Origin of the sequence: Sodalis sp. RH15 (genome assembly GCF_047324255.1) — a bacterium.
In the GTDB taxonomy this organism is placed as follows: domain Bacteria; phylum Pseudomonadota; class Gammaproteobacteria; order Enterobacterales; family Enterobacteriaceae; genus Acerihabitans; species Acerihabitans ligni.
Genome location: NZ_CP178738.1, coordinates 4,636,450 through 4,658,413 on the forward strand (window position 1 = coordinate 4,636,450; position 21,964 = coordinate 4,658,413).

At 53.9% G+C, this 21,964-nt stretch carries 19 protein-coding genes; 9 read left to right on the forward strand and 10 right to left on the reverse strand.

All coding sequences use genetic code 11. From position 1 onward, the window contains the following. Positions 1-3 precede the first annotated feature (3 nt). Together ACL2XO_RS21060 and ACL2XO_RS21065 are read right to left on the reverse strand one after the other, a co-directional pair. Complete coding sequence (locus ACL2XO_RS21060) at positions 4-909, reverse strand: Rpn family recombination-promoting nuclease/putative transposase (protein WP_413725318.1); 906 nt, start codon at positions 907-909, stop codon at positions 4-6. Positions 910-1,112: 203 nt separating this feature from the next. After that, positions 1,113-2,939 (reverse strand): methyl-accepting chemotaxis protein, encoded by a 1,827-nt coding sequence (locus ACL2XO_RS21065; RefSeq protein WP_413741443.1) that lies wholly within the window; start codon positions 2,937-2,939, stop codon positions 1,113-1,115. A gap of 172 nt (positions 2,940-3,111) precedes the next feature. On the opposite strand from ACL2XO_RS21065, the gene ACL2XO_RS21070 reads away from it, so the two are divergent. From ACL2XO_RS21070 to ACL2XO_RS21080, 3 genes are all read left to right on the forward strand, one after another. Next, on the forward strand, positions 3,112-3,297 hold the full coding sequence (locus ACL2XO_RS21070) for a hypothetical protein (protein ID WP_413725320.1): 186 nt from the start codon (positions 3,112-3,114) through the stop codon (positions 3,295-3,297). A gap of 174 nt (positions 3,298-3,471) precedes the next feature. Next, positions 3,472-5,550 (forward strand): polyphosphate kinase 1, encoded by a 2,079-nt coding sequence (gene ppk1 / locus ACL2XO_RS21075; RefSeq protein WP_413726834.1) that lies wholly within the window; start codon positions 3,472-3,474, stop codon positions 5,548-5,550. 129 nt (positions 5,551-5,679) lie between these two features. After that, the gene (locus tag ACL2XO_RS21080; protein WP_275956905.1) at positions 5,680-5,805 is read left to right on the forward strand and encodes a hypothetical protein; all 126 of its coding nucleotides are present in this window, start codon (positions 5,680-5,682) and stop codon (positions 5,803-5,805) included. A 60-nt stretch (positions 5,806-5,865) separates the two neighbouring features. On the opposite strand, the gene ACL2XO_RS21085 is transcribed toward ACL2XO_RS21080, so the two are convergent. The 3 genes from ACL2XO_RS21085 to ascF all read right to left on the reverse strand — a co-directional run bounded on the left by ACL2XO_RS21085 (position 5,866) and on the right by ascF (position 10,305). Then, entirely contained in the window at positions 5,866-6,942 is a 1,077-nt protein-coding gene (locus ACL2XO_RS21085; protein ID WP_413741444.1) for a hypothetical protein, read from the reverse strand. A 417-nt stretch (positions 6,943-7,359) separates the two neighbouring features. Then, positions 7,360-8,793, reverse strand: a complete 1,434-nt coding sequence (locus ACL2XO_RS21090) for a 6-phospho-beta-glucosidase (RefSeq protein WP_413741445.1) — start codon at positions 8,791-8,793, stop codon at positions 7,360-7,362. 45 nt (positions 8,794-8,838) lie between these two features. Next, complete coding sequence (ascF, locus tag ACL2XO_RS21095) at positions 8,839-10,305, reverse strand: PTS cellobiose/arbutin/salicin transporter subunit IIBC (protein WP_413741446.1); 1,467 nt, start codon at positions 10,303-10,305, stop codon at positions 8,839-8,841. A gap of 361 nt (positions 10,306-10,666) precedes the next feature. Here ascF and ACL2XO_RS21100 point away from each other — a divergent pair, with 361 nt between their 5' ends. After that, positions 10,667-11,698, forward strand: a complete 1,032-nt coding sequence (locus ACL2XO_RS21100; protein WP_413741447.1) for a LacI family DNA-binding transcriptional regulator — start codon at positions 10,667-10,669, stop codon at positions 11,696-11,698. A 566-nt stretch (positions 11,699-12,264) separates the two neighbouring features. Here the strand turns inward: ACL2XO_RS21100 and ACL2XO_RS21105 are convergent. Beyond that, entirely contained in the window at positions 12,265-13,287 is a 1,023-nt protein-coding gene (locus ACL2XO_RS21105; protein WP_413725326.1) for a hypothetical protein, read from the reverse strand. 740 nt (positions 13,288-14,027) lie between these two features. On the opposite strand from ACL2XO_RS21105, the gene ACL2XO_RS21110 reads away from it, so the two are divergent. Further along, positions 14,028-14,153 (forward strand): YmiA family putative membrane protein, encoded by a 126-nt coding sequence (locus tag ACL2XO_RS21110; protein ID WP_413725327.1) that lies wholly within the window; start codon positions 14,028-14,030, stop codon positions 14,151-14,153. A gap of 40 nt (positions 14,154-14,193) precedes the next feature. Here the strand turns inward: ACL2XO_RS21110 and def are convergent, their stop codons facing one another. Then, positions 14,194-14,700, reverse strand: coding sequence for a peptide deformylase (def, locus tag ACL2XO_RS21115; protein ID WP_132926388.1), 507 nt, complete (start codon positions 14,698-14,700; stop codon positions 14,194-14,196). 128 nt (positions 14,701-14,828) lie between these two features. Between def and ACL2XO_RS21120 the strand changes: the two genes are divergently transcribed. The 4 genes from ACL2XO_RS21120 to ACL2XO_RS21135 all read left to right on the forward strand — a co-directional run bounded on the left by ACL2XO_RS21120 (position 14,829) and on the right by ACL2XO_RS21135 (position 18,899). After that, entirely contained in the window at positions 14,829-15,119 is a 291-nt protein-coding gene (locus ACL2XO_RS21120) for a CsbD family protein (protein WP_132926386.1), read from the forward strand. Between the two features lie 221 nt (positions 15,120-15,340). Further along, positions 15,341-16,951 carry a SulP family inorganic anion transporter gene (locus ACL2XO_RS21125; protein ID WP_413741448.1) on the forward strand — a complete coding sequence of 537 codons (1,611 nt, stop codon included), beginning with the start codon at positions 15,341-15,343 and terminating at the stop codon, positions 16,949-16,951. 110 nt (positions 16,952-17,061) lie between these two features. After that, positions 17,062-17,604: a chorismate mutase gene (locus tag ACL2XO_RS21130; protein ID WP_413725329.1), complete on the forward strand. Its 543-nt coding sequence runs from the start codon at positions 17,062-17,064 to the stop codon at positions 17,602-17,604. Positions 17,605-17,732: 128 nt separating this feature from the next. Next, positions 17,733-18,899, forward strand: a complete 1,167-nt coding sequence (locus ACL2XO_RS21135) for a metallophosphoesterase (protein ID WP_413741449.1) — start codon at positions 17,733-17,735, stop codon at positions 18,897-18,899. 176 nt (positions 18,900-19,075) lie between these two features. On the opposite strand, the gene ACL2XO_RS21140 is transcribed toward ACL2XO_RS21135, so the two are convergent. From ACL2XO_RS21140 to ACL2XO_RS21150, 3 genes are read right to left on the reverse strand one after another with little or no spacing between them, the layout of a single operon-like run. Then, positions 19,076-19,915, reverse strand: coding sequence for an ABC transporter permease (locus ACL2XO_RS21140; RefSeq protein WP_413741450.1), 840 nt, complete (start codon positions 19,913-19,915; stop codon positions 19,076-19,078). A 23-nt stretch (positions 19,916-19,938) separates the two neighbouring features. Next, positions 19,939-20,838, reverse strand: coding sequence for an ABC transporter permease (locus tag ACL2XO_RS21145; protein ID WP_413741451.1), 900 nt, complete (start codon positions 20,836-20,838; stop codon positions 19,939-19,941). Continuing rightward, positions 20,835-21,905 (reverse strand): ABC transporter ATP-binding protein, encoded by a 1,071-nt coding sequence (locus ACL2XO_RS21150; protein WP_413741452.1) that lies wholly within the window; start codon positions 21,903-21,905, stop codon positions 20,835-20,837. Before ACL2XO_RS21150 ends, ACL2XO_RS21145 begins: the two co-directional genes overlap by 4 nt. Positions 21,906-21,964 lie beyond the last annotated feature (59 nt).

Sequence of the window (21,964 nt, forward strand, 5' to 3'; positions counted from 1 at the left end):
AACCTAGACCGTAGAATCCATTAGCCCATCGAGTTCAGCATGGCTCAATCCGGTGGCACGCGCAATTGCGGCACGTTCAAGGCCCATGAACAGCAAATTACGGGCGATTACTCTCGCTTGCTCGCTGCGTCCCTTTTGTAATCCCTTCTGTAATCCCTTCTGTTCCAATTGATCCGCAATAGTCATCAGTTCCTTCCTGTAACGTGGCGTATTTTTTGCCAGAATACTGAAAAAGACTTTATAGTCAAGGGCATTTCCCTCCTGCGCCAGATAGCGTAGCAGCGATTTCATCTGTTCTTTGCTGGGCTGTGCCCGCTTCAGCAAAAAGACAATATCCATTAGCCGAGTGTTAATGTTCCTTTCCCTAATATGTTTTTGCACATACTCCAGCAATGCCGCTTTTCGGTGGGTTTTGATTTCATCATCCGAAATAACCGTCACATCCACCAAGGGAAATGGCTGACAATATAGCGTTTGCGCTATGGCTGGGTTGTGAAAGCAATCCAGCCAACGAGTGCTGTAGGGGTAGGGACTCTGGGTTCCGTGATAAAACAGCAGGGGTATGACCAGCGGCAATTTTTTATTCCCCTGCTCAAGGTGACGATGCATGGCAGCAATACTGTAACGTAGCAGACGAAACGCCATCATCTCGTCCGCGCTGGACTGGTGCTCAATGAGACAATAAAGATAAGCGGCACCCTCCGACGTTTGCATACTGTAAATCATATCGGAGTACTGGGTACACAGGTCATCTTCGACAAAAGAGCCGGAGGTCATAGTCAGCGTGCTAAAATCGCACATGTCTTGCAGCGCCGTCGGCAGATGTATTTGCAGGAAATCGGTGACAACATCGACATCGCCAAAAAATTTCCTGAATAACGAATCATGGGGTGTGGGGAAAGTTTTCATCGGCGCACTGTAGCGGTGTGAATATCTACAGAATATAAACACCATTTCGAGAAGCTAAAGCGCAATATAAATTTTCGAGATATTTCGCATTTTAATGAAGGGCTTCAGGTCCGGACAGGGATTTATCCGCGGGATTTTCCAAATCAGCCAGGCGTGTATCGTTTCGCCCGACCGATGTTAATCTAAGTTCATACAGGCAGCCGCTATAAAATAAAGCTGGCCACCAGTTTTTCCAGTACCGCCGATTGATCCTCGAGCGTGCCTGCGGCAATTGAGGATTCGGTCACCAGGGCGGCATTCTGCTGTGTTGTGGTGTCCAGTTCGCCGATGGCGCGGGCGATTTGTTCTATTCCCTGGCTCTGCTCTTCCGAGGCGGAAGAAATTTCCCCCATAATATCATTCACCCGCATGACCGAGGCGACTATTTGTTGCATAGTATCACCGGCCTGCGCCACCAGTGCGGAACCCGCGTCAATGCGCGAAACGGACTCGCCGATAAGCATGGCGATTTCTTTCGCCGCCTGTGAGCTGCGCTGCGACAAACTGCGCACTTCGCTGGCCACCACCGCGAATCCGCGGCCCTGTTCACCGGCGCGCGCCGCTTCCACCGCCGCGTTAAGCGCCAGAATATTGGTCTGGAAAGCAATGCTGTTGATGACGGCGGTAATATCGGAGATTTTCTTTGAACTGGATGAAATGGCGTCCATGGTCGTGACGACATTTTTCATCACTTCACCGCCCTGCTGGGCATTTTGAGTGGCTTCGCCGGCGATCAGGCTGGCATGTTTAGCGTTTTCCGCATTGTTTTTCACCGTCGAGGTGAGCTGCTCCATGCTGGCGGCGGTTTCCACCACGGCGGTGGTTTGCTGCTCGGTGCGTGAGGAAAGATCTGTGTTGCCCATGGCGATTTTAGCCGCCGACGACGCCACGGTGCCGACGCAGTCGCGCACATCGGAAATAATCGTACGCAGCTTGGCATTCATGCGCGCCATGGACGCGGTAAGCTGCCCCAGTTCATCATTACGATCGGAGGTTATCGACCCGCTGAGATCGCCATCCGCGATACGCTCGGCAACCGCCAGGTTGTTCAGCACCGGCCGGGTAATTTGCCGGGTGATATACCAGGAAACCAAAACGCCGAAAATCACTGCGATAAAGCCTATAATAATGGTAATGCCTGCCGACCCATAGGCCAATGCATCATTTTTTTTCTGCACGGCATTGATAATGACTTTAACCGCGGCACTGCTCTTATCCCCGGCGGCCTTGACGTTGTTTTCGGCCGCGTTTAAATTCTTGTAGTTTGTATAATAGGTCTCGCTGAGATTCTTATATCGGCCAAAATAACCCCACAAAGTATCGAGCTGCAATTTTTGTTCCGGAGTCAGGATGGCGGCCAAGTCCTGGTATTTTTTCTCATCATCCGCATAATTTTTTTGCAACAGGGCCAGGGCATCATCGTTGCCTTTCAACTGCAGATTGTAGGCGTTTTCTTTGATTTCACTAAAAGATAAGGCAAATCCATTGAGTTTATTCTCCAAATCCGCACCCAGTGTCTGGGTAAGCAAGGCGGTTTTGAAGGCGTCGATGGCATTCTCACTATACAGGTCATGCAATTGCGATTTAATCTCAACCATTTTCTTGGCGTAAGCGCTCATATTCTCTAACGATTTATTAAAATCGCCGAGATACAGGGCAATACCATCAAGATTATCGCGGGAGGTTTTATCCCAGGGCAACGCCTGTGCTTCTTGCGTCAGCAAGGTGGCGTGATCGATAAACCCGGCCATCACCTTGCGTACGCCGTCATCAAGGGAATACAGATATTTAACGCGATTGACTTTAACCTGGAAGACATCGATATTGATATTATAGATTAAATTGGTTTTTTCATAAATATCGCGTATGGACTTAAACCGTTGGACACTCAATCCTGAGGAAATAACCACCAATAATAAAATAATGCCAAATCCCAAGTAGAGCTTATGGGATACTTTAAAGCTGTTTATTTTACTTTTTAAATTAATCATAATAGCTTTCCATATAAATTAACCTATCCAGACGACTAATACATAATAAAATGTTCAACCATGCTATCGGCCATTTCGTCCCGTTCTTTAGGCTATTTTGTGCCGACTGTACATGCGCCTATGATTATTATGGCAATTGCCTAATAATGGCGTTTTAGCTATTTTCGAGTTAATGCAGGGGATTATTTTTAATAAACCCAGCGGATATTTCCAAGACAGCGCGCCGGCACGGCGGAAAACCGCCGGAATCGCCCAGGATAACCATCCCCATGTTGTGCAGTGGTACGACCGTCTGGGCCGCCGGCTGGCGGTCCGCTGCGCCATTGAACGACTCAATGCGCTGATTGCCCCAGCCTGAACCGGCTTTGCGCCCGGCTTGGGTGCGCTGACCGGGTATCCGGTCGGCACATGACGAGATTAAAATATTTTTATGAATCTGAGGCCAGACACGAATAATTGTCATCAACGACTCCCATAATAACTCTCATCATTGTCTGTTATACAAGGAGTTGCCGTGCCCCATAACATTCATATGGACAAGGAATTGAGTTGGCTCGCCTTCAACGAACGGGTATTGCAGGAAGCGGAAGATCCCCGCAACCCTCTGGTGGAGCGTATCCGCTTCCTGGGCATCTACTCCAGCAACCGCGATGAGTTTTATAAGGTCCGCTTTGCCGATTTGCGGCGGCGGCGACTCATCAGCGAGGCCCTGGAAACGGATACCGACATATGGCTACTGAACGAGGTACAACAGCGCATCAGGCAAAGCAACGATAAATTCGACGCTTTATATAATGACCTGCTCCGTGAACTGGCGCGCAACCAGATATTTCTGCTGAATGAAAACCAGATTTCCGAAGCGCAGCGTCAATGGCTGAAAAATTATTTTCGCCAGTCGCTGCGAACGCTGCTTTTTCCGATATTGATTGAACCCGATACCAGCCTGGTCACCTTCCTGCGTGATGAATACACCTATCTGGTGGTGGAAATGATCCAGGGCGCGTCGGCGCGCTATGCCATGCTGGAGATTCCTTCCGACAAGACATCGCGTTTTATTTCCCTGCCCGCCGACGCCGGATCGCGGCGCCGCAGGCCGCTGATCCTGCTGGATAACGTGATGCGTCTTTGCCTGGATGACATTTTCGGCGTGTTCTTCGATTATGATACCATCCAGGCCTATTCGATGAAAATGACCCGCGATGCGGAATTCGACCTGACCATGGAGACCGATACCAGCCTGCCCGAAATGATGTCTTCCGGACTCAGACAGCGGCTGAAAGCGGAGCCGGTGCGCCTGACGTATCAGCGTGATATGCCGGCGGATATGCTGACCATGCTGTATGACAAACTGGGCATTGAAGATCACGACTCGGTGATCGCCGGGGGACGCTATCATAATTTCCGCGACTTCATCCGCTTTCCCGATATGGGCAAGCGACGGCTGGTGAACGAGCCCCTACCCGCGCTGCAACACCCGCATTTCACCGGTTACCGCAATATGTTCGACGCCATCAGCGTACGGGATATCCTGCTCTATTACCCCTACCATACCTTTGAACATACGCTTGAAATCCTGCGTCATGCCTCCTTCGATCCCAGCGTGGTCACCATCAGGATCAATATTTATCGGGTCGCGCGGCATTCCCGGGTAATGGACGCCATGATTCATGCCGCCAGCAACGGTAAAAAGGTGACGGTAGTGGTGGAGCTCCAGGCCCGCTTTGATGAAGCAGCCAATCTGGAATGGTCGCGCCGGCTGAAAAGCGCCGGCGTGCAGGTCGTTTTTTCGGTGCCGGGGCTCAAAATACATTCCAAGCTGTTTCTCATCAGCCGCCTCGAAGACGGTAAGCTGGTGCGCTATGCCCATCTGGGCACCGGCAATTTCAACGAAAGCACCGCCCGGCTGTACACGGATTACGCTCTGTTGACCAAAGATGAACGCATCACCAACGAAGTGCGGCAGGTGTTCAGTTTTATCGAGAATCCCTACCGTCGGGTAAAATTCAACTGGCTTATTGTGTCCCCGCTGAATGCCCGCATCCGGCTGTACCGGTTAATCGATGCCGAAATAGCCGCCGCCGCCGCCGGTCTGCCGTCGGGGATCAGGCTCAAGGTCAATAACCTGGTGGATACGGGATTGATAGAGCGGCTGTATGCCGCCTCCGCCGCCGGCGTGCCCGTTCGCCTGCTGGTACGCGGCATGTGCACGCTAGCCCCGGGTGTGCCGGGCGTCAGCGAGAATATCCAGGTTATCAGCATCCTCGATCGTTTCCTTGAACACGACCGGGTCTATCAGTTCCATAATAAAGGTGTCCCCCGGCTGTTTCTTTCTTCCGCCGACTGGATGACCCGCAATATTGATAACCGTATCGAAGTGGGCGTGGAACTGCTCAGCGATGAATTGCGCAATCAGGTAAACGATATTCTTGACCTGCTGTTCAGCGACACGGTAAAAGCGCGCATCCTCGATCAGGGGATGAGTAACCACTATGTCCAGCGCGGACGGCGGCGCAAAGTGCGCGGGCAGTATGCGGTCTATCATTACCTGCAAAACCCCGAGCAGTCTGATGACACACAGGCCGCTGTCCTCGATAAATGCGCTGTTGAATGAAGAACATGCCGGGCGTCCGAGCGATTCGTTCGCCGGCGGGCACATTGCAATTCTTTAATAAACAGGCTGGCCGCATTGATTAATTCTCTTTATGGATAATACTTGAACTACCTTTAAAAGGAGTTAACTATGCGACGTTTTCTGATGTGTATCGGTATTATTGCAATCACCGTGTCCCTAAATGGCTGTCCTTGGTGGCATGGTCACGGCGGCCACGGCGGCCGTGGCGATGCCATGGTGTCTGTACTTAAATAATTTTGAACCGACGCCCTTACCGGCCGCATTGCAACAGTGAAAGGGGGGAAGTCAGGTCAATCAAGGCGCGGACGACTGCTCATTCACAGACTGGCCCAAAGCCAAAATATCCTGAAAGGATGTTTTGGCTAACTTTTCTCTAAAAGATGTTGTTGTCAAGACCAGCTCTGCCACACTATTACGGATATAGTCAAGATCTGATGCTATGACGCTGATATATCCCCTATTATCACCTCTAGAGTAACCGTTTATACGCGAGTCCCGACCCTTTGCTAACGAGGCTCTATACGGTGATATCAAAAACCTCAGCATTTCTTTGCGATTTAAAATCTGTTTGACATCCACATTTTCTTTTGAAAAGTGAAATAATAAAATAAAATCGAGAACCAGCTCTTGCAGCATAAAATCACCAGGGCCGAAATCATTTTTATTAAATAAAAGCTCAATGCATTGCTTTATGGACAGAGATATTTTCTCCAATTTGTCCCGATTTTCGGTATTTCTGGAGTTAGAAAAAATTGATTTTCTATTTAAAGGATCCGTTTTTAATAGGATGCCAAACGTTTTTTTAATCTTCTCAAATCCACGAACTCCCTCTGGAGATACATCAGCATGCCGTTTGATATATTCAGTTATAATGAAATTCACTACCGCATAATCTTTGAAATCATGCAAAATATCCCGGCCGTAATTTTGTTCAAAGCGCTGCTTGACGGCGCTGGCATGGCTGCCCGCCAAGTCAAACATACTGTCCTGGCAGCGCTGGGTAAAATCTTTTATAAAGCTGTCTGGCTGAATACCCCCGGTAGCCAGAATATTGACGTTGCCCACCCTTCGGCTACCGATAATGTCTTCACATGATCCGAACGCCCTGGCCGCCGAAGGCTGGAAGCGCTCCGCCGGCTGGGCAGTCGTACTGGCCACGGTCCGGTTCGGTATCGTCCCAACCGCCGTCAAGAAACGTTCGCCTGGCTGAGTTGTTACAGGACCTTCAGCGGAAGCGGCGGGGGGGAAGGCGGTATTCGCTGCCCCCTGAACGTGAATACCCCAATCTTGGGAAGTATTGGGTTCCCTTGTGTTTGATAATGAGCAACAGGGAAAACAACTCCAAGTCCTTGGCGTATTGATTTCATTCATGGTGAGTCCTTTCTGAGATGGATTAAAACAATAAGTCATGCTTGCTATCAATATATCAATAGCATAAACATCAAACCTTTAAGCTAACATTCTTATCGGGTCTTAAGCATTTTGAAACACTATAAGGCCTACCTTGGTTATAGGCAAATAGTTTATTCCAGCGCGTCGCTTTACAGACAAGCCTATAATAATTAACCAGACAATATAGGGTATAGTTCTAAAATATACTTTCCCAGTTATCCCGATAATTTTGATAAGTCGGCTGATTTATAAACTTGCAAGTGTTATTAGCAAAGCATTAAAAAAATTAGGCAGGTCAATAAAAAGCATTTCACATGGACACTTAATGCATCATTCAGTTAAGAGTTTCATAACGTGGACCGGCGCACCCATGCGCCGGGTAAACACGGATCGGCATTAGGCCAGGTCGCCGCCATTGGACGCGATGACTTTTTTATACCAGTAAAAGGATTTTTTCCGGCTGCGGGACAGGGTGCCTTTGCCGTTATCGTCCCGGTCCACATACACCAAGCCATAGCGCTTGCTCATCTCGCCGGTAGACGCGGATACCAGGTCAATGCATCCCCACATGATATAACCCATCACCGGGACGCCGTCTTTGATGGCATCAGCCAGGGCGCCGATATGCTCACGCAGATAGCCGATACGGTAGTCGTCGATGATTTCCCCGTTTTCATTGATTTCATCCCGCGCGCCCAGGCCGTTTTCAACCAGGAACAGCGGCTTCTGATAACGGTCGTACATCATGTTCATGGTGATACGCAGTCCCAGGGGATCAATTCCCCACCCCCATTCGCTGGCGGCAATATGCGGATTTTTCAATGATTTTACAACGTTGGCGGCGCTGGTGTTGTGTTCATCCATGTCCGCGGCGGCGCAGCGGGACGCGTAATAGCTGAAAGAGACAAAATCCACGCTGTGCCGGCGTAAAATCGCCGCATCCCCTTCCTCCATAACGATGCTGACGCCTTTTTCCCGGAACACGCGCGCAGCATAAGCCGGATAGGCGCCCCGCGCCTGCACGTCAATAAAGAACAGGTTTTCACGATCTTTTTCCAGCGCTGCCCAGACGTCTTCCGGTTTACAGGTATAGGGATAGAAATTGCCCCCCGCCAGCATGCACCCCACCTGATTTCCAGGATTGACTTCGTGGGCGATTTTGGTCGCCAGGGCGCTGGCCACCAGCTCATGATGGGCCGCCTGGTATTTTATCTGCTCGGGGTTCTCACCCGCTTCAAACACCAACCCGGCCCCGGAGAAAGGACTGTGCAGCAGAATATTGATTTCATTAAAGGTCAGCCAATACTTCACCAGCCCGTTGAACGCCTCAAAACAGGTGCGGGCATAACGGGTAAAAAACGTCACCATGCGCCGGTCGCGCCAGGATCCATATTCAATGACCAGATGCATCGGCACATCAAAGTGACTCAAGGTCACCAGCGGCTCGATGCCGTATTTGCGGCACTCCAGGAACAAATCGCGATAAAAGTCGATGCCCGCCTGATTTGGGGCCGTCTCGTCCCCTTTAGGGTAAATGCGGCTCCAGGCGATAGAAGTGCGAAAGACGGTGAACCCCATCTCCGCCATCAGGGCAATGTCTTCCCGGTAACGATGATAAAAATCGATGGCGTCGTGGCTTGGGTAAAACTCATCCCCGCGCAATGTATAACGCTTTTCCAGACCCAGCTTCACCGGCATGCGGTGGGGGCCGTGGGGAAGCATATCCACCGTCGCCAGGCCTTTTCCTCCTTCGCGATACGCGCCTTCGCACTGGTTCGCCGCAAGCGCGCCGCCCCATAAAAAACCCGCCGGAAACCTGCTGTCGGACATGTAATACCTCTTTTTTCTAAATTGTCATGGTTTGCAAAAGCCGGTTCAGGAGGTCTGGCCTTTCAGCGCGCTCACTTCGGGCTCCGCCCGTGGCGCATTGCCGGAAACCGCCGGCGGCTCGCTCTGCGGAAGATCGTCAAAGCCCAGAATCAGCGTGGTGATAAACGAGACAACCACCGCCAGAATCATCACACCCACCACCCAGACCATGCTCATGGGGTGGGCCGGATCAAAAAACTGTACGCTGGTGAACAGGCTCGGCGCCGCCATGGAATGGCTTGCCAGCCCGCCGATGCCGGCCACCGCGCCGCAGATAAATCCGCTGATGAGACAGGCGATCAGCGGCCGCTTCAGACGCACCGCCACCCCGTACAGCGCCGGTTCGGAAATGCCGGCGATAATCGCCGACGCGGCCGCCGCCAGCGCGGTCTGGCGCAGCTCCCGGTTTTTGGTGCGAAAGGCCACCGCCAGGGAAGAACCGCCCAAGGAGAGGTTGGAGCCGATCTCCGACGGCATCACCATCCCTTCCCGGCCGGTTTCCGCAATGGTCTGGATGATGGTCGGGGTAAAAACGCGGTGCATGCCGGTCATTACCAGCAGCGGCCACAGCCCCCCCATAATGGCCACCGACAGCCAGCCCAGATAGCTGTGGACGGTATACACCACCGCGGAGATACCGCTGCCGATCCAAATACCCAGCGGTCCGATGATGACAATGGCGATGGGGGTGGCCACCAGCACAATCAGCATCGGTTTGAGGAAATTCTTGGTCACCGCCGGCGTAATTCGGTCAATGCCTTTTTCGATATAAGACAGTATCCAGGTCATGCACAGGGCCGGGATCACCGTATAGGTGTATTTCACCGCGGTTACCGGGATATAGGCGAATTCCACCGGCTGCCCCTGCGCCGCCTTGGCCATCAGATCGATAAACGCCGGATGAACCAGTACGCCGGCAATGGCTATCGCCAGCGACAGGTTGGTTTTAAATTTCACCGCCGCGGACGCGGCCACCATGATGGGCAGGAAGAAAAACGCGCCGTCCCCCATGACGTTAAGAATGGCCAGCGTATACGAACCCTTGTCGAATACCCCGGCCATATCCAGGATCATCGCCAGCAGTTTCACCATCGAGCCGCCGATAATCGCGGGAATCAACGGCGACATGGTGCCGATCAGGGCGTCAAGAATGCCGGCGCCGATGCCTCTGAGGGTTATTCGGCTTTTTTTCTCCGGTCCGGCCACCGGCCCGGTTCCCCCGGGCTGGCCAAGCTTGAGCACTTCGGCGTAGGCCAGCGCGACGTTATTGCCGATAATCACCTGGCACTGCCTTTCGTTATGCACCACGCCCATCACGCCATCAATGGCCTTCAGGGCCGCGGTATCCACCTGATTTGTATGTTTAACCACAAAACGCAGGCGCGTCATACAGTGGGTTAAAGCCTCGATATTGCTGAAACCGCCGATGGCTTCGACAATGGATTTTGCGGTTGCCGCGTAGTTCTTCGCCATTTAATTTTTATCTCGCAGTAGCGGGAAATACGGAGATTTCTCAATGAAAAATTCAAGAAGAAGTGATTGACATAAGAAACCGGTTTCACAAAAGAATGATTAATTTATATAGATTTGGCAATAGATAAAATTTACAAAATATTAAATTTGTGAACATTGTCACTAAATTGACCGTCTACACAGTGGATTGTATTTTTACTTTTAAAAACAGTACTATAAAAAAATAGCGCTGAGTTCTGGCCAAGGGCCGACATGACGGGATTGCTGAAACGCCGGCATAAATCACATAAACTGAGCCGCGAGCTTTTGTTGGCAAAAGAGACGATATGACGACAATACGTGAAGTGGTAGAAGAGACGATATGACGACAATGCTCGAAGTGGCGCACAAGGCGGGCGTCTCCAAAGCGACGGTTTCGCGGGTATTGTCAGGCAACGGTTATGTCAGCCCTGCCACCAAGGAGCGCGTCTTCAAGGCCATCAAAGAGAGCGGTTATCGCCCCAACCTGCTGGCGCGCAACCTTGCCACCAGCAAATCGCAAAGCATCGGCCTGGTGGTGACCAACACGCTTTACCATGGCACCTATTTCAGCGAACTGCTGTTCCAGGTGGCGCGAATGACGGAAGATCACGGCCGCCAGCTTATTCTGGCGGACGGCAAGCACAGCGCCGAAGAGGAGCGGGCGGCGATCCAGTTCTTATTGGATCTGCGCTGCGATGCCATTATTATCTATCCGCGGTTTATCAGTATTGATGCCCTTGATGAAATCATTCATCAGCACAAACAGCCCATTATGGTTATCAACCGCAAGCTGCTCAAAAATGACAGCTACTGCATATATACCGATCACCGGGAATCCAGCTTCCGCGCGGTGAATTTTCTGTTTGAGCAGGGCCACCGGGAGATCGCATTTATTACCGGCTCGCTGGATTCCCCCACCGGCCTGCAGCGCCTGGCCGGTTATAAAGCGGCCCTCGAGGGGCGCCGGATCCCGTTAAACAATGATCGCATCTACCAGGGCAAATGGACTCCCGCCAGCGGCGCCGCGGCGGTGCACAGCCTGCTCGACAAACGGGTGTCCTTCAGCGCAATGGTGGCCAGCAACGATGATATGGCCATCGGTGCGCTAAAAGCGCTGAGCGATGCCGGTATCGACGTACCCCGCCAGGTCTCCCTGCTGGGCTTTGACGATATCCCCATGGCGCCCTACTGCCGGCCGTCGCTTTCAAGCGTACGGATTCCGGTATCCGAAATGATCGCGGCCATCGTTGATAAACTTGTCGACATACTGGATGGCGGGGAGATCAACAAACGCCAAACCTTCATCGCGGAGTTGATAATTCGTGATTCCGTGGCGAAAGGGCCCTGGGCGGACAGTGATATGACCCCATGAGATCACCTTTGTAATGGAGCTAACGTGCAATACAGCGCAAGAAAGTTCACTCTTACACGCAATGCAGGTAACTAGAGCCACGTAAAACGGGAGGCGCATATGATTTATGAACTCTGCCGAATCAGCGCGACGGCACTTAGCTTGAAACAAACGGCGGACCGATGCATCCAGTCCGCCCGCGACAATAGCAGGGAAAGTCAGTTACTGGGGGCATGGAGGACGGAAATAGGCGATCTTTTTCAGGTCATCCTGTTACGGCCTCCCCGCGGCGGGCCTGAACAGATAGATCACGCCACAAACAGCATCCTATTGCCTATCATTCACAACTAAAATCATTATGGGGAGGTATATTTATCTCCCCGAGTTTGTCGACAAAGTGCCTGATCGGGACAGGCTGCCAGATCGTAAACACGCCGTGAATCCATCCCTGGAGGCTCGATCCGCGCCATCCAGGGCGCGGACGGTTTACTCTTCTGGCAGCCTATCTCTCCCTATTAACTTCGAGTACTTTGTCAGCAGTCTGAGGGGGAAATATTCATCTCTCCCTTTGACGTAGCTCCGCAGACTTACAGCGGACGCTGCTGAGCCACCACCGGGCGGGGCTGGGTACGACGGCCCACCATTCCCATCACGCCGGCCAGAACGGCTTCCACCAGCAGCATGAAGAAGGTGAACCAGCTGGCCTTGGCCGTCGCGGCAGCCGCTTTATCACTGGCTTCCCGCGCCTTTTGTTCCGCCTGCTGTTTTAGCTGTTCATATTGCGCACGGGCCTGCTGATAGCTTTTTTCAATTTGATCGACGGTCTGGTCGGCTTCCTGATCGCTCTTGCCGGTGCGCGCCTTGATGATATTTTTCAACGCATCGCGATCGGCGGCCTGGAAAGTATCCTGATTACGCTGGATCAGGCCTTGAATAAAATTAGCCACATCGGTATCCGCGGTCTGGGGATGATTGGCAGTATCAGATGCCTGATTTTGAGCATTGCTGGCTTCGCCCTGCGCTTTATTTTGCAGATTCTCCGGTTGCAGTTCCGGTTTACCCGTCTGACGTAAAGTGGTTTCAATTTCATTCTGTAAACTGTCGAGATTAATATTATTTTCTCCCAGTTTATCTTTAACCATTTGAGTGACCGGCGGCGCGGCGGCGGAAATACCTTTGCCGACGATTTGCAGCCCCGATCCCACCACACTCATTGCGCCGCTCATGGCGCTATTGACCACCACAATCAGGAACCAGGCGCAAATCAAGGTATTCACGCCGAACATTAACAGCCCGTGGAGCGCCCCTTCGCGCTGAGCCAGGCGTCCGCTGAAGTAAGCACCCGCGGCTATGGCGATCAGCATACTGGCGCCGGTCCAAATGGCGGCGCCGGTTCCTAAGCCCTCAAGGGGATTCTGTTCTTTCAACGGATCAATGGTGCTGGCACCGACGGCGGTACCCAATATAGCCAACAGTAAATAGACCACCATTGAAATAATGACACCAGCGAAAACGGCGCTCCACGAAATACGCTTGAGCGGAACGCCATTTACCGGCTCAACCAATGTATCGTTGTAATGTCCAGGTGCAGTGGTTGAATTTTCGATCATGTTGAAATCTCCATTTATCGCCAGACTTGTTATTGTCGGATCGCAGTTGCGTGAAGGTAAATTTCTGCGACTCATGGCTAACGACAGCATTTAATCAATCCATAACATTAGCCATATTAATATTAGTCATAGAACGGAAAATGTACCAAAAAATCTTTAATGGGCATCATTGCGATAAAAAAGAGGATAAAAAGTAATATTAATCATTGTCATTGATGAGAAAGTGAATCCGCCGCGGCTCTCGCCAACACCTCGGCATTCAGGTAATAACTCTATTCATATTAGCCCTGCTGATGATCCTGGCATGTTGGCACGCCGGTCATAGAAACACGGCGGTCCGGGTTGATTTTTTCGCCTGCCGCGAATGTATTAAATAATTATATATTTAGTTTTTATACGATTAAGCTAGCTTTTTCATCTAGCCTTTTCATCTAGCCTTAAAAGTACCGTCAGGAGCAAATATCCTGATACGGTGACCCTTTGTATCATCTCGTTAACGTGACGAACCGCTGCGGCGGTTTTTTATATTTGCCGGATAACTTGTTACATTCGAAATTATATCTATACTAATTATATAGCGCTTGAGGTTGGCTCTGAGAGTGCTATTTCTACAAACTCCGTCCGAGCTCCTACCTTGGGCGGTTTTTTCTGCCTGACTCGGCGCAATCGTCTTTACATTAAAGGATAGTTGGAAAACAACCGATAAATCAGTATGACCTGCTGACTTACCGGGTAATTGAATGGACAACAAAACCGACCATGAGCTCAAGCGCAAAGCTTGGCTTGCCGTGTTCTTGATTTCTGCCGCATTTTGGCTTGCCGTCGGGCTTGTCCTCTTTCGATTGCTGGCTAAGCATAACGCGTAAGGAATAGCGACGTCCGGGTGGGAAATTTTTTTATTAGGGATCAGGACGCGGGGCGAACGAAGGTCTCAACCTGGTCAGTGCGATCGGTATATAATATGCCGTCCAGATGATCAACTTCATGCTGAATAATTCGTGCATGAAAGTCGCTTGCACGCCCTTGCACTGCCCGCCCATTGATATCCTGCGCCGTATAGGTAATGTGGCGCCAGCGCTCGACGTAGCCGCGTTGTCCTGGAATGCTCAGGCAACCCTCCCAGCCTTCGGCTTTATCATTGCCTACCGGAGTGATCTGCGGATTAATCAGCGCCGTCAAGGGGACCGGCTCAATGAGCTCACCGTCGCGTTCCAGAGCCTGCGCCACTTCCAACACAATCACGCGCTGCGATATGCCCAGCTGCGGCGCCGCCAATCCGACGCCTTTTTCCTCTCGCATGACCCGCGCCATATTATCCACAAGCTCCCGCAGCTCCGCCCCGAAGGTAGAGACAGGCTGTGATTTAGCCCGCAGCGCGGGGTCCGGCACATAAATCAAAGTATATTCAGTCACTTATTTTTCCTTCTACAATAGGCCGCCCCGTTTTTTTATCCTTCCATGGCCTGGATTTATTGTCAATTAGTACAATTGGCAAATATTAACTATCCTTATTCTTGTGAATAATAAAAAGAGGAATAGTTATGTCAGATATTACAAAACCAAATGATGAAGCATTCGATGATTTGGCTAACTCTGCGAAGAACAAAGCTGAAGGTCTCGCCGGCGCCGCCCAGAAAAAATTCGGCGAAGCGGTGGATTCTCCTGACCAACAAGCAAAAGGTGCGGCACGGCAGGCTACGGCTAAGGTCTCGGAAGTCTTTAACGATGCGGTCACAGGGGCCCGTGACCAGGTCCGTGAATATCCGCTCGTAGGGCTTGCTGCAATCGGTACCATCGGTCTCCTGCTGGGTTTTATACTGGGCCGGAAATAACTTCTCGGGGCGTTTGCCCGCCCCTTTCCCCCTCTTTACCTCCTTATCGCATCGATTGTCGGATGGCGCCATTCACCCCAATGTGGTACACACTGTTGAAAGCTCAAGCCTGCCGCCTGCTCCGATGGCGATAGGGAGACGACAATGCGGGATCCCATCGTTTTTGGCGAGTGCTGCATCAAAAACGCATATACAACGAATTCACTTTTGGCCGTCTCAGAATGAAACAAGAAGTATTGGCGGGGATATCAGTGGCCGGCCTCTTGCTGCCCTCGGCCATCGCTTATGCGGCTATTGCCGGCCTGTCGCCGGACCACGCGATCGTCGCCACCATTGTCGGTCTTGGCATCTATGCCCTGCTGGGACGAAGCCGGTTCGCCATGGTCGCGCCCACCTCATCATCGGCGGCCATTCTGGCAGCGCTGATCATTTCAATGCAACGGCAGGTGCCCCAGGGCGCTCTGGTGGCCGATGCGGCAATCCTCGGGGCCGGATTATGCTTTCTGGTTGCCGGCGCCTTGCGTGCCGGCGCCTTGGCGAGTTTTATCTCGCGCCCGGTGCTGAGCGGCTTTTCTTTTGGGATTGCATTGACCATTACCATCAAGCAGATCCCCGCCATCGCCGGCGTTACGCTGCCACCAAACGGAGACAGCGGCATCCTGCCGTTGATCTGGCATTTAACCGAAGCCTTGCCGCAATTCCATATCGCGTCGGTGGCGCTGGGGGTTTCGGCGCTGCTCAGTCTGGCGGTTTTGCGGCGATGGCGTGGCTTCCCGGCTTCGGCGCTGGTGCTTGCCGCCGGCGTGCTGCTATCGGCGCTGGTGGACCTGCCGGCATACCATGTGGGGTTGGTGGGGGCCATCGCCATCGCGATGCCCGGACTCTCCTGGCCCGCCCTTTCCCTTGATGACTGGTCACGAATTATTGAACTCTCGGTGCCGCTGTTTCTGATTCTTTTCGCCGAGTCCTGGGGGTCAATCCGCGGCCTTGCGCTGCTGCACGGCGACAAAGTCGTCGCCAACCGCGAGCTGGTTGCACTGGGCTTCGCCAACGCTGTCGCCGGGCTGCTGCACGGCATGCCGGTAGGGGCGGGTTTTTCCGCATCTTCCGCGGCGGAATCCGCCGGGGCGCGGACACGCTATGCCGGCCTCGCAGCCATGATAGTATTGATCATTCTCAGCCTGTGGGGCCGCTCTCTGGTGGCGCTGGTGCCGGCGCCCGTGCTGGCATCCGTCGTTATCGCATCCTTGTTTCACGTGCTCAATCCGGGGCCTGTCCTGCGGCTTTGGCACATTCGGCGCGACGAAATCGTGGCGACGGCCGCCGCCCTGGCCGTGATTGGGTTTGGCGTGCTCGACGGCATGATGATTGCGGTTGGCTTATCCTTACTGGCCCTGCTGCAACGGTTCTCCGCCGCACGGATTGCCCGCCTTGGGAGAATTCCCGGCACCCATGATTTTGTCGATTTGGCCAGAAACCAGAAAACCGAGACAGACCCGAGGATTTTGATGGTGCGGCCCATGGAGCCGCTGTTCTTTGCCAACGCGGAACGGGTGCTGGCGGTGGTGGCCGATTTGGCCGAGGCGGATTCGGCCATCCGGGTGGTCATTCTTTCACTTGAAGAAAGTCCGGATTTTGACAGCACGGCAATGGATGCCTTGCTTGAATGCCAGGTGCGTTTGGCGAAAACCGGGCGCACGCTTCTGCTGGCGCGGGTAAAGGATGATCTTCGCGACCTGTTTCGCGTAGCCGGCCCCCATTGGCTGGCGAGCGACGATTGCTGTTTCTGGAGCGTGTCGGATGCGTTTAAAGCGGCGTTAAAGAGACCGTAGTACAGAAAGTATTGACTAATCTGGGGTTGTCCAAAAACGGCAAGTCATGTAACAATTCAGCAATATCCTGATTATACTCTCTCTTTTTGTGAACCGTCGTTGAGGAAGTGATGCGTCGTATCGTATTGTTATTGTCATCTTTGTTTCTAGCCGGCGCGGTTTTTGCCGGCCCGGTCTTGGCTAATCCAATTTTACCTCTATCGTCGGCCTTGAATGAGCGCATGCTCATAATGAAAGATGTAGCAGGTTACAAGGCAGAACACCATTTACCGGTTGAAGATTTAGTCAGGGAACAAAAAGTTGTCGCTTTGGCACAGGAAGAAGCGAGGGACACAGGTCTGGATCCACAGTCTGTGGTGCCGTTTATACAGGCACAGATGGATGTTGCAAAGGCTATTCAATACCGTTACCTTGCTGATTGGTTATCCAGCCCTGAGCAGAACTGGCGACCTAAAAACCTTGATGATGTCAGGAAGGCGATTTCTGACCAAGACAAGGTGATACTGAATTCCATCGGCCAGCGATTACTTGTCGGTCGTTTTAGCGAACAGGATAAGTCGGAAATTTCTGGCTTATTGAATGCGCCTAATTTAAGCGATGCAGACAAGTCTCACCTGGTTAACGCATTGTCCCTGATCAAGCGTAGAACATAGAAAACACTGCCTTTCCATCCAGCAATGTGCCCACCGGTGCGCGGCCACAACAAGGGAGTGTCCGTGATTCCAGGGACAGTCAGGGCACATAAACTCTTACCAGGATATCTTTTAAGGTTAAATCACCTATGCTTCGCTCCGCATTTTTCATTCGCCTTATCAGCATCATTACTCTTTTGCATGTGTATATCGGCGTGCGGCTCATTTCTGACCTGCCGGTGGGCGCCCCGTACAAATGGCTGGGAGGACTGCTGCTGGTTGTGTCCGTTTTTCTGATCCCGCTGGGCATGGCCGCGCGCACTATCAAAAAACAGCCGCTGTCGGACCTGCTGGCTTGGATAGGCTATCTCGCCATAGGCTTGTTCTCGTCGCTGCTGGTGCTGACCGTATTGCGCGATATCCTGCTGCTGCTGCTTTACGTCGTGAACCGCCTGCGGGGCATAGCGTCAACCCCTTACGATTTCATCTCCGTGAGCGCGCTCTGCGTGCCGGCGTTGGCCGTACTGCTCACGTTGCTGGGCGTCTATTACGCGCGCCGCAATGCGCCGGTGAAGATTATCGATGTCCCTATCCCGGGACTGGCGGCGGCGCTGCATGGCTTCAAGATTGTGCAAATCACCGACATCCATATCGGCCCCACCATCAAACGCGGCTATGTGGAGAAAATCGTCGCCACGGTGAATGGGCTCAAGGCGGATCTGATTGCCGTCACCGGCGATGTGGTCGACGGCACGGTGCCCCGGCTGGCGGCTGATGCGCAGCCCCTCGGCGCGTTATCGGCCAGGCACGGCACCTTTTTCGTCACCGGAAATCATGAGTACTATTCCGGCGCGGATGAATGGATCGTTGAGTTTCGCCGGCTGGGCTTCCGGGTGTTGATGAACGAGCATGTGGTGGTGAACCACGACGGCGCGCATGCTGTCGTTGCCGGCGTAACGGATTTTAACGCGGGCAACGTAGACCCGGCGCACATGAGCTCCCCGGAGAAAGCCATACAAGGCGCCCCAAGGGACATCCCGTTCCGGCTGCTGCTGGCCCATCAGCCGCGCAGCGCGGCCGCCGCATCGGAGGCAGGCTTTACGCTGCAATTATCCGGCCACACCCACGGCGGCCAGTTCCTGCCGTGGATGTTCTTCATTCGGTTTCAGCAGCCGTTTGTGCACGGGCTGGGCAAACTCAACGATCTTTGGGTATACACCAGCCGCGGCACGGGCTACTGGGGGCCGCCGATACGGCTGGCCGCGCCGTCTGAAGTCACGCTTTTGCGTCTGGTGGCGGATCAACCCGCGGTTTAACCGCAATGGCCGCAACGCCGGACGTTGCGCTTTTTGACAAAGTGCCCTGCCGGGGCAAGCTGCCAGATCGACTCCGAGTACGTTTGTCAGCAGTCTGAACGTCCGGCGACGCCGGCCGTTCGCCATACCCCACGGCCGCGTCGTGTCACAAGCAGCCTGTCGATATATTCATGCCTTTACAGAGTCGGGCTCTTGCGCGCCCGCGCCACGATCTGCGTCGGGTTGACGAAGCGCAGCGCCACAATCAGCCAGATAAGCGAACTCACGGTGTAGATAACGGCCATGGCGTCAATGGATTGTCCGGCCCTCACCCCGGCGGCGAAAACGGAATAATAAAGTGATACCACCAGCGTCTGGCTGCTGGGGCCGGCGGTGAGGAAGGTCAGTTCAAACATGGAGATAGTCCTCACCAGGGACAGCAGGGTTGCCGCCAGGATGCCGGGCAACAGCATGGGAATCAGCACATGCATGAACAGCTTGCCCGTATTGGCGCCGAAGACATGGGCCGCCGCCTCAATGCGCGGATCGATCTGCTCGATAAACGGTATCATCAGCACCACGACAAAAGGCACGGTGGGCACGAGATTGGCCAGGATAACGCCGTTCATGGTGCCCGCCAGACCCAGGCGATAGAGTAAGGTGGCGAGGGGAATGCCGAAGGTGATGGGGGGCACCAGCAGCGGCAACAGGAACAGCGCCATCACCAGCGATTTGCCGGGGAAGTTCCGCCGTGCCAGCCCGTAGGCGGCAGGCACGCCGATCAGCGCCGACAGCACAACCACCGTGCCGACGATCTGGAACGTCGTCACCAGCACGTCCCCCAGCTGAAACTCCCGCCAGGCGGAAAAGTACCAGCGGAACGTGAAGCCGGCCGGGAGCCAGGTGCCGAACCAACGGGTGCCGAATGAGTTCACCACTACGGTGGCAATCAGCGCCAGCAGATTAAGGATGAAAAAGGCCACAAAGGCCCAGATGGCAATCTTCCACAGCCTGTCCAGGGTAGTTTCCAGGTTCATAGCAGCTTTTCCAGGTTCATGGTTTATCCCTTGCCCCCACCCGCGGGCCCTTTATAAAACAGGCTGCGCGCCGTGAGAATGATGCCGACGATAACAAATTGGACGACAGCCATGATCATGGCGATAGCCGATGCGAAGGAGTAGTCGTACTGCTCGAACGCCGCCTGCGCGGCCGCAATGGAGATCACCCGCGTCTCCCCCGCCGGCGCCCCCAAGATAACGGCGGAGGGGAAGACCGAAAATGCATCCACAAAAGACAGGCAGAAGATAACCGCCAGGCCGGGCAGGATAAGCGGCAGGATCACATGCCGGAAACGCTGGCGCGCCCGGGCGCCGAGGGTGGCGGCCGCCTGCTCCAGGCCCGGGTCGATACCGGAAATCATCGACAGGGCCAGCAGGAAGGTGAAGGGGAAGCCGGTGATGATCAGGGACAGGAAGACACCGGTATAGTTGTGGACCAGGCGCACCGGATGATCGATAAGTCCCACGGTGACCAGCACCCGGTTAAACCAGCCCTGCGGCCCAAGGTAGTTCAGCAGGCCGTCGGCCACCAGTACGGTGCCGAGGGTGATGGGAATCACCAGAATGGTGGTCAGCACCCGCTGATGGCGCATCAGCCGCACCCGCATGGCGATGGGCACCGACAGCGCCACGTTCACCAGCGTGACGGGGAATGCGAGCTGCAGAGTCAGCCAAATCGTCTGATAAATATAGGGATCGGAAAAAAATTTGGCGTAGTTGGCATACCATTGCCCGCTCTTGGGCATAAAGGAATGCACCAGTCCATAGAGAAACGGATAGATAAAAAGCAGCAGCAGGAACAGCGCCGCCGGCAAAATCAGCAGCGTCACGCCGTCAAAACCATAGTCCGCCAGCCTGCGGCTTCGCTGGGTGTACAGGGTTTCAGCGCCGGCCGGCTTCATTGCACGTTCTCCCGTGGGTAAACCAGCACACGATCGGCGGGCGCCCCCAAGCGCACCGTCGCACCCGGGGCCATAGCGTCCCGCGCCCGGAAAAAGACCTCGTATCCGTCAGCGGTCCGGCCGGATCCGAGAAAATTTTCGCCGGAATACTCCATTCCGGTCACGGTCGCGCCGATAGCACCCTCCGGCATCGGAACCAGGTCGGAAGGACGAATGGCGGCCACCACCTCTCCCGCGTCCGTGGCGTCCATCCCCCGGCCCCATAGGGTTGCGCCCGAGAGTGACATTTCTACGTCATCCCCCTGCTTGCGCAGGATCCGCGCGGGCAGCGCGTTGCGAAATCCCATAAACTCCGCCACATCAAGATGGGCCGGCCGATTGTAGAGATCGTGCGGCGTACCGATCTGGCGCACGCCGCCATCGCGCAGCACGACGATCCGGTCGGCGAGGGACAGGGCCTCGTCCTGATCGTGCGTCACGTAAATGGTGGCGGACCCCAGCAAACGGTGTATACGGCGGATTTCGCCGCGCATTTCGAGCCGCAGCTTGGCATCCAGGTTTGAAAGGGGTTCATCCATAAGCACCAGCGGCGGCTCCACCGCGATGGCGCGCGCAATGGCCACGCGCTGCTGCTGCCCGCCGGAGAGCTGGGCCGGCAATTTATCGGCCTGCTGCGCCAGCCTGACCACGTTCAGGGATTCCTCCACCTTAAGATCCATTTTGGCTTTCGCCACTCCCTGCATTTGCAGGCCGAAGCCCACGTTGCGCCGGACAGTCATGTGCGGGAACAGCGCATAGTTCTGAAACACCATGCCAAAGCCGCGGTCCTCCGGCTTGAGCATGTCGATACGGCGATCATCGAGCCAAATGCCGCCCCCGCTCAGGGACAACAGGCCCGCCAGACAATTCAGGGCGGTGGATTTACCGCAGCCCGACGGACCGAGCAGCGCAATGAACTCCCCGCGTTTTACCGTCAGCGTCACGTCCCGCAGCGCATTATGGCTGCCGAAGGCGCGGCTGATATGCTCCAGGCGCAGTTCGCGAAAATCCCGTGATGTAATTGCCATTGTTCACTGCCTCAGCCTGAGTTCGGTATCTAAAGAGCGGGCCGCAGCCAGGCCCGCCA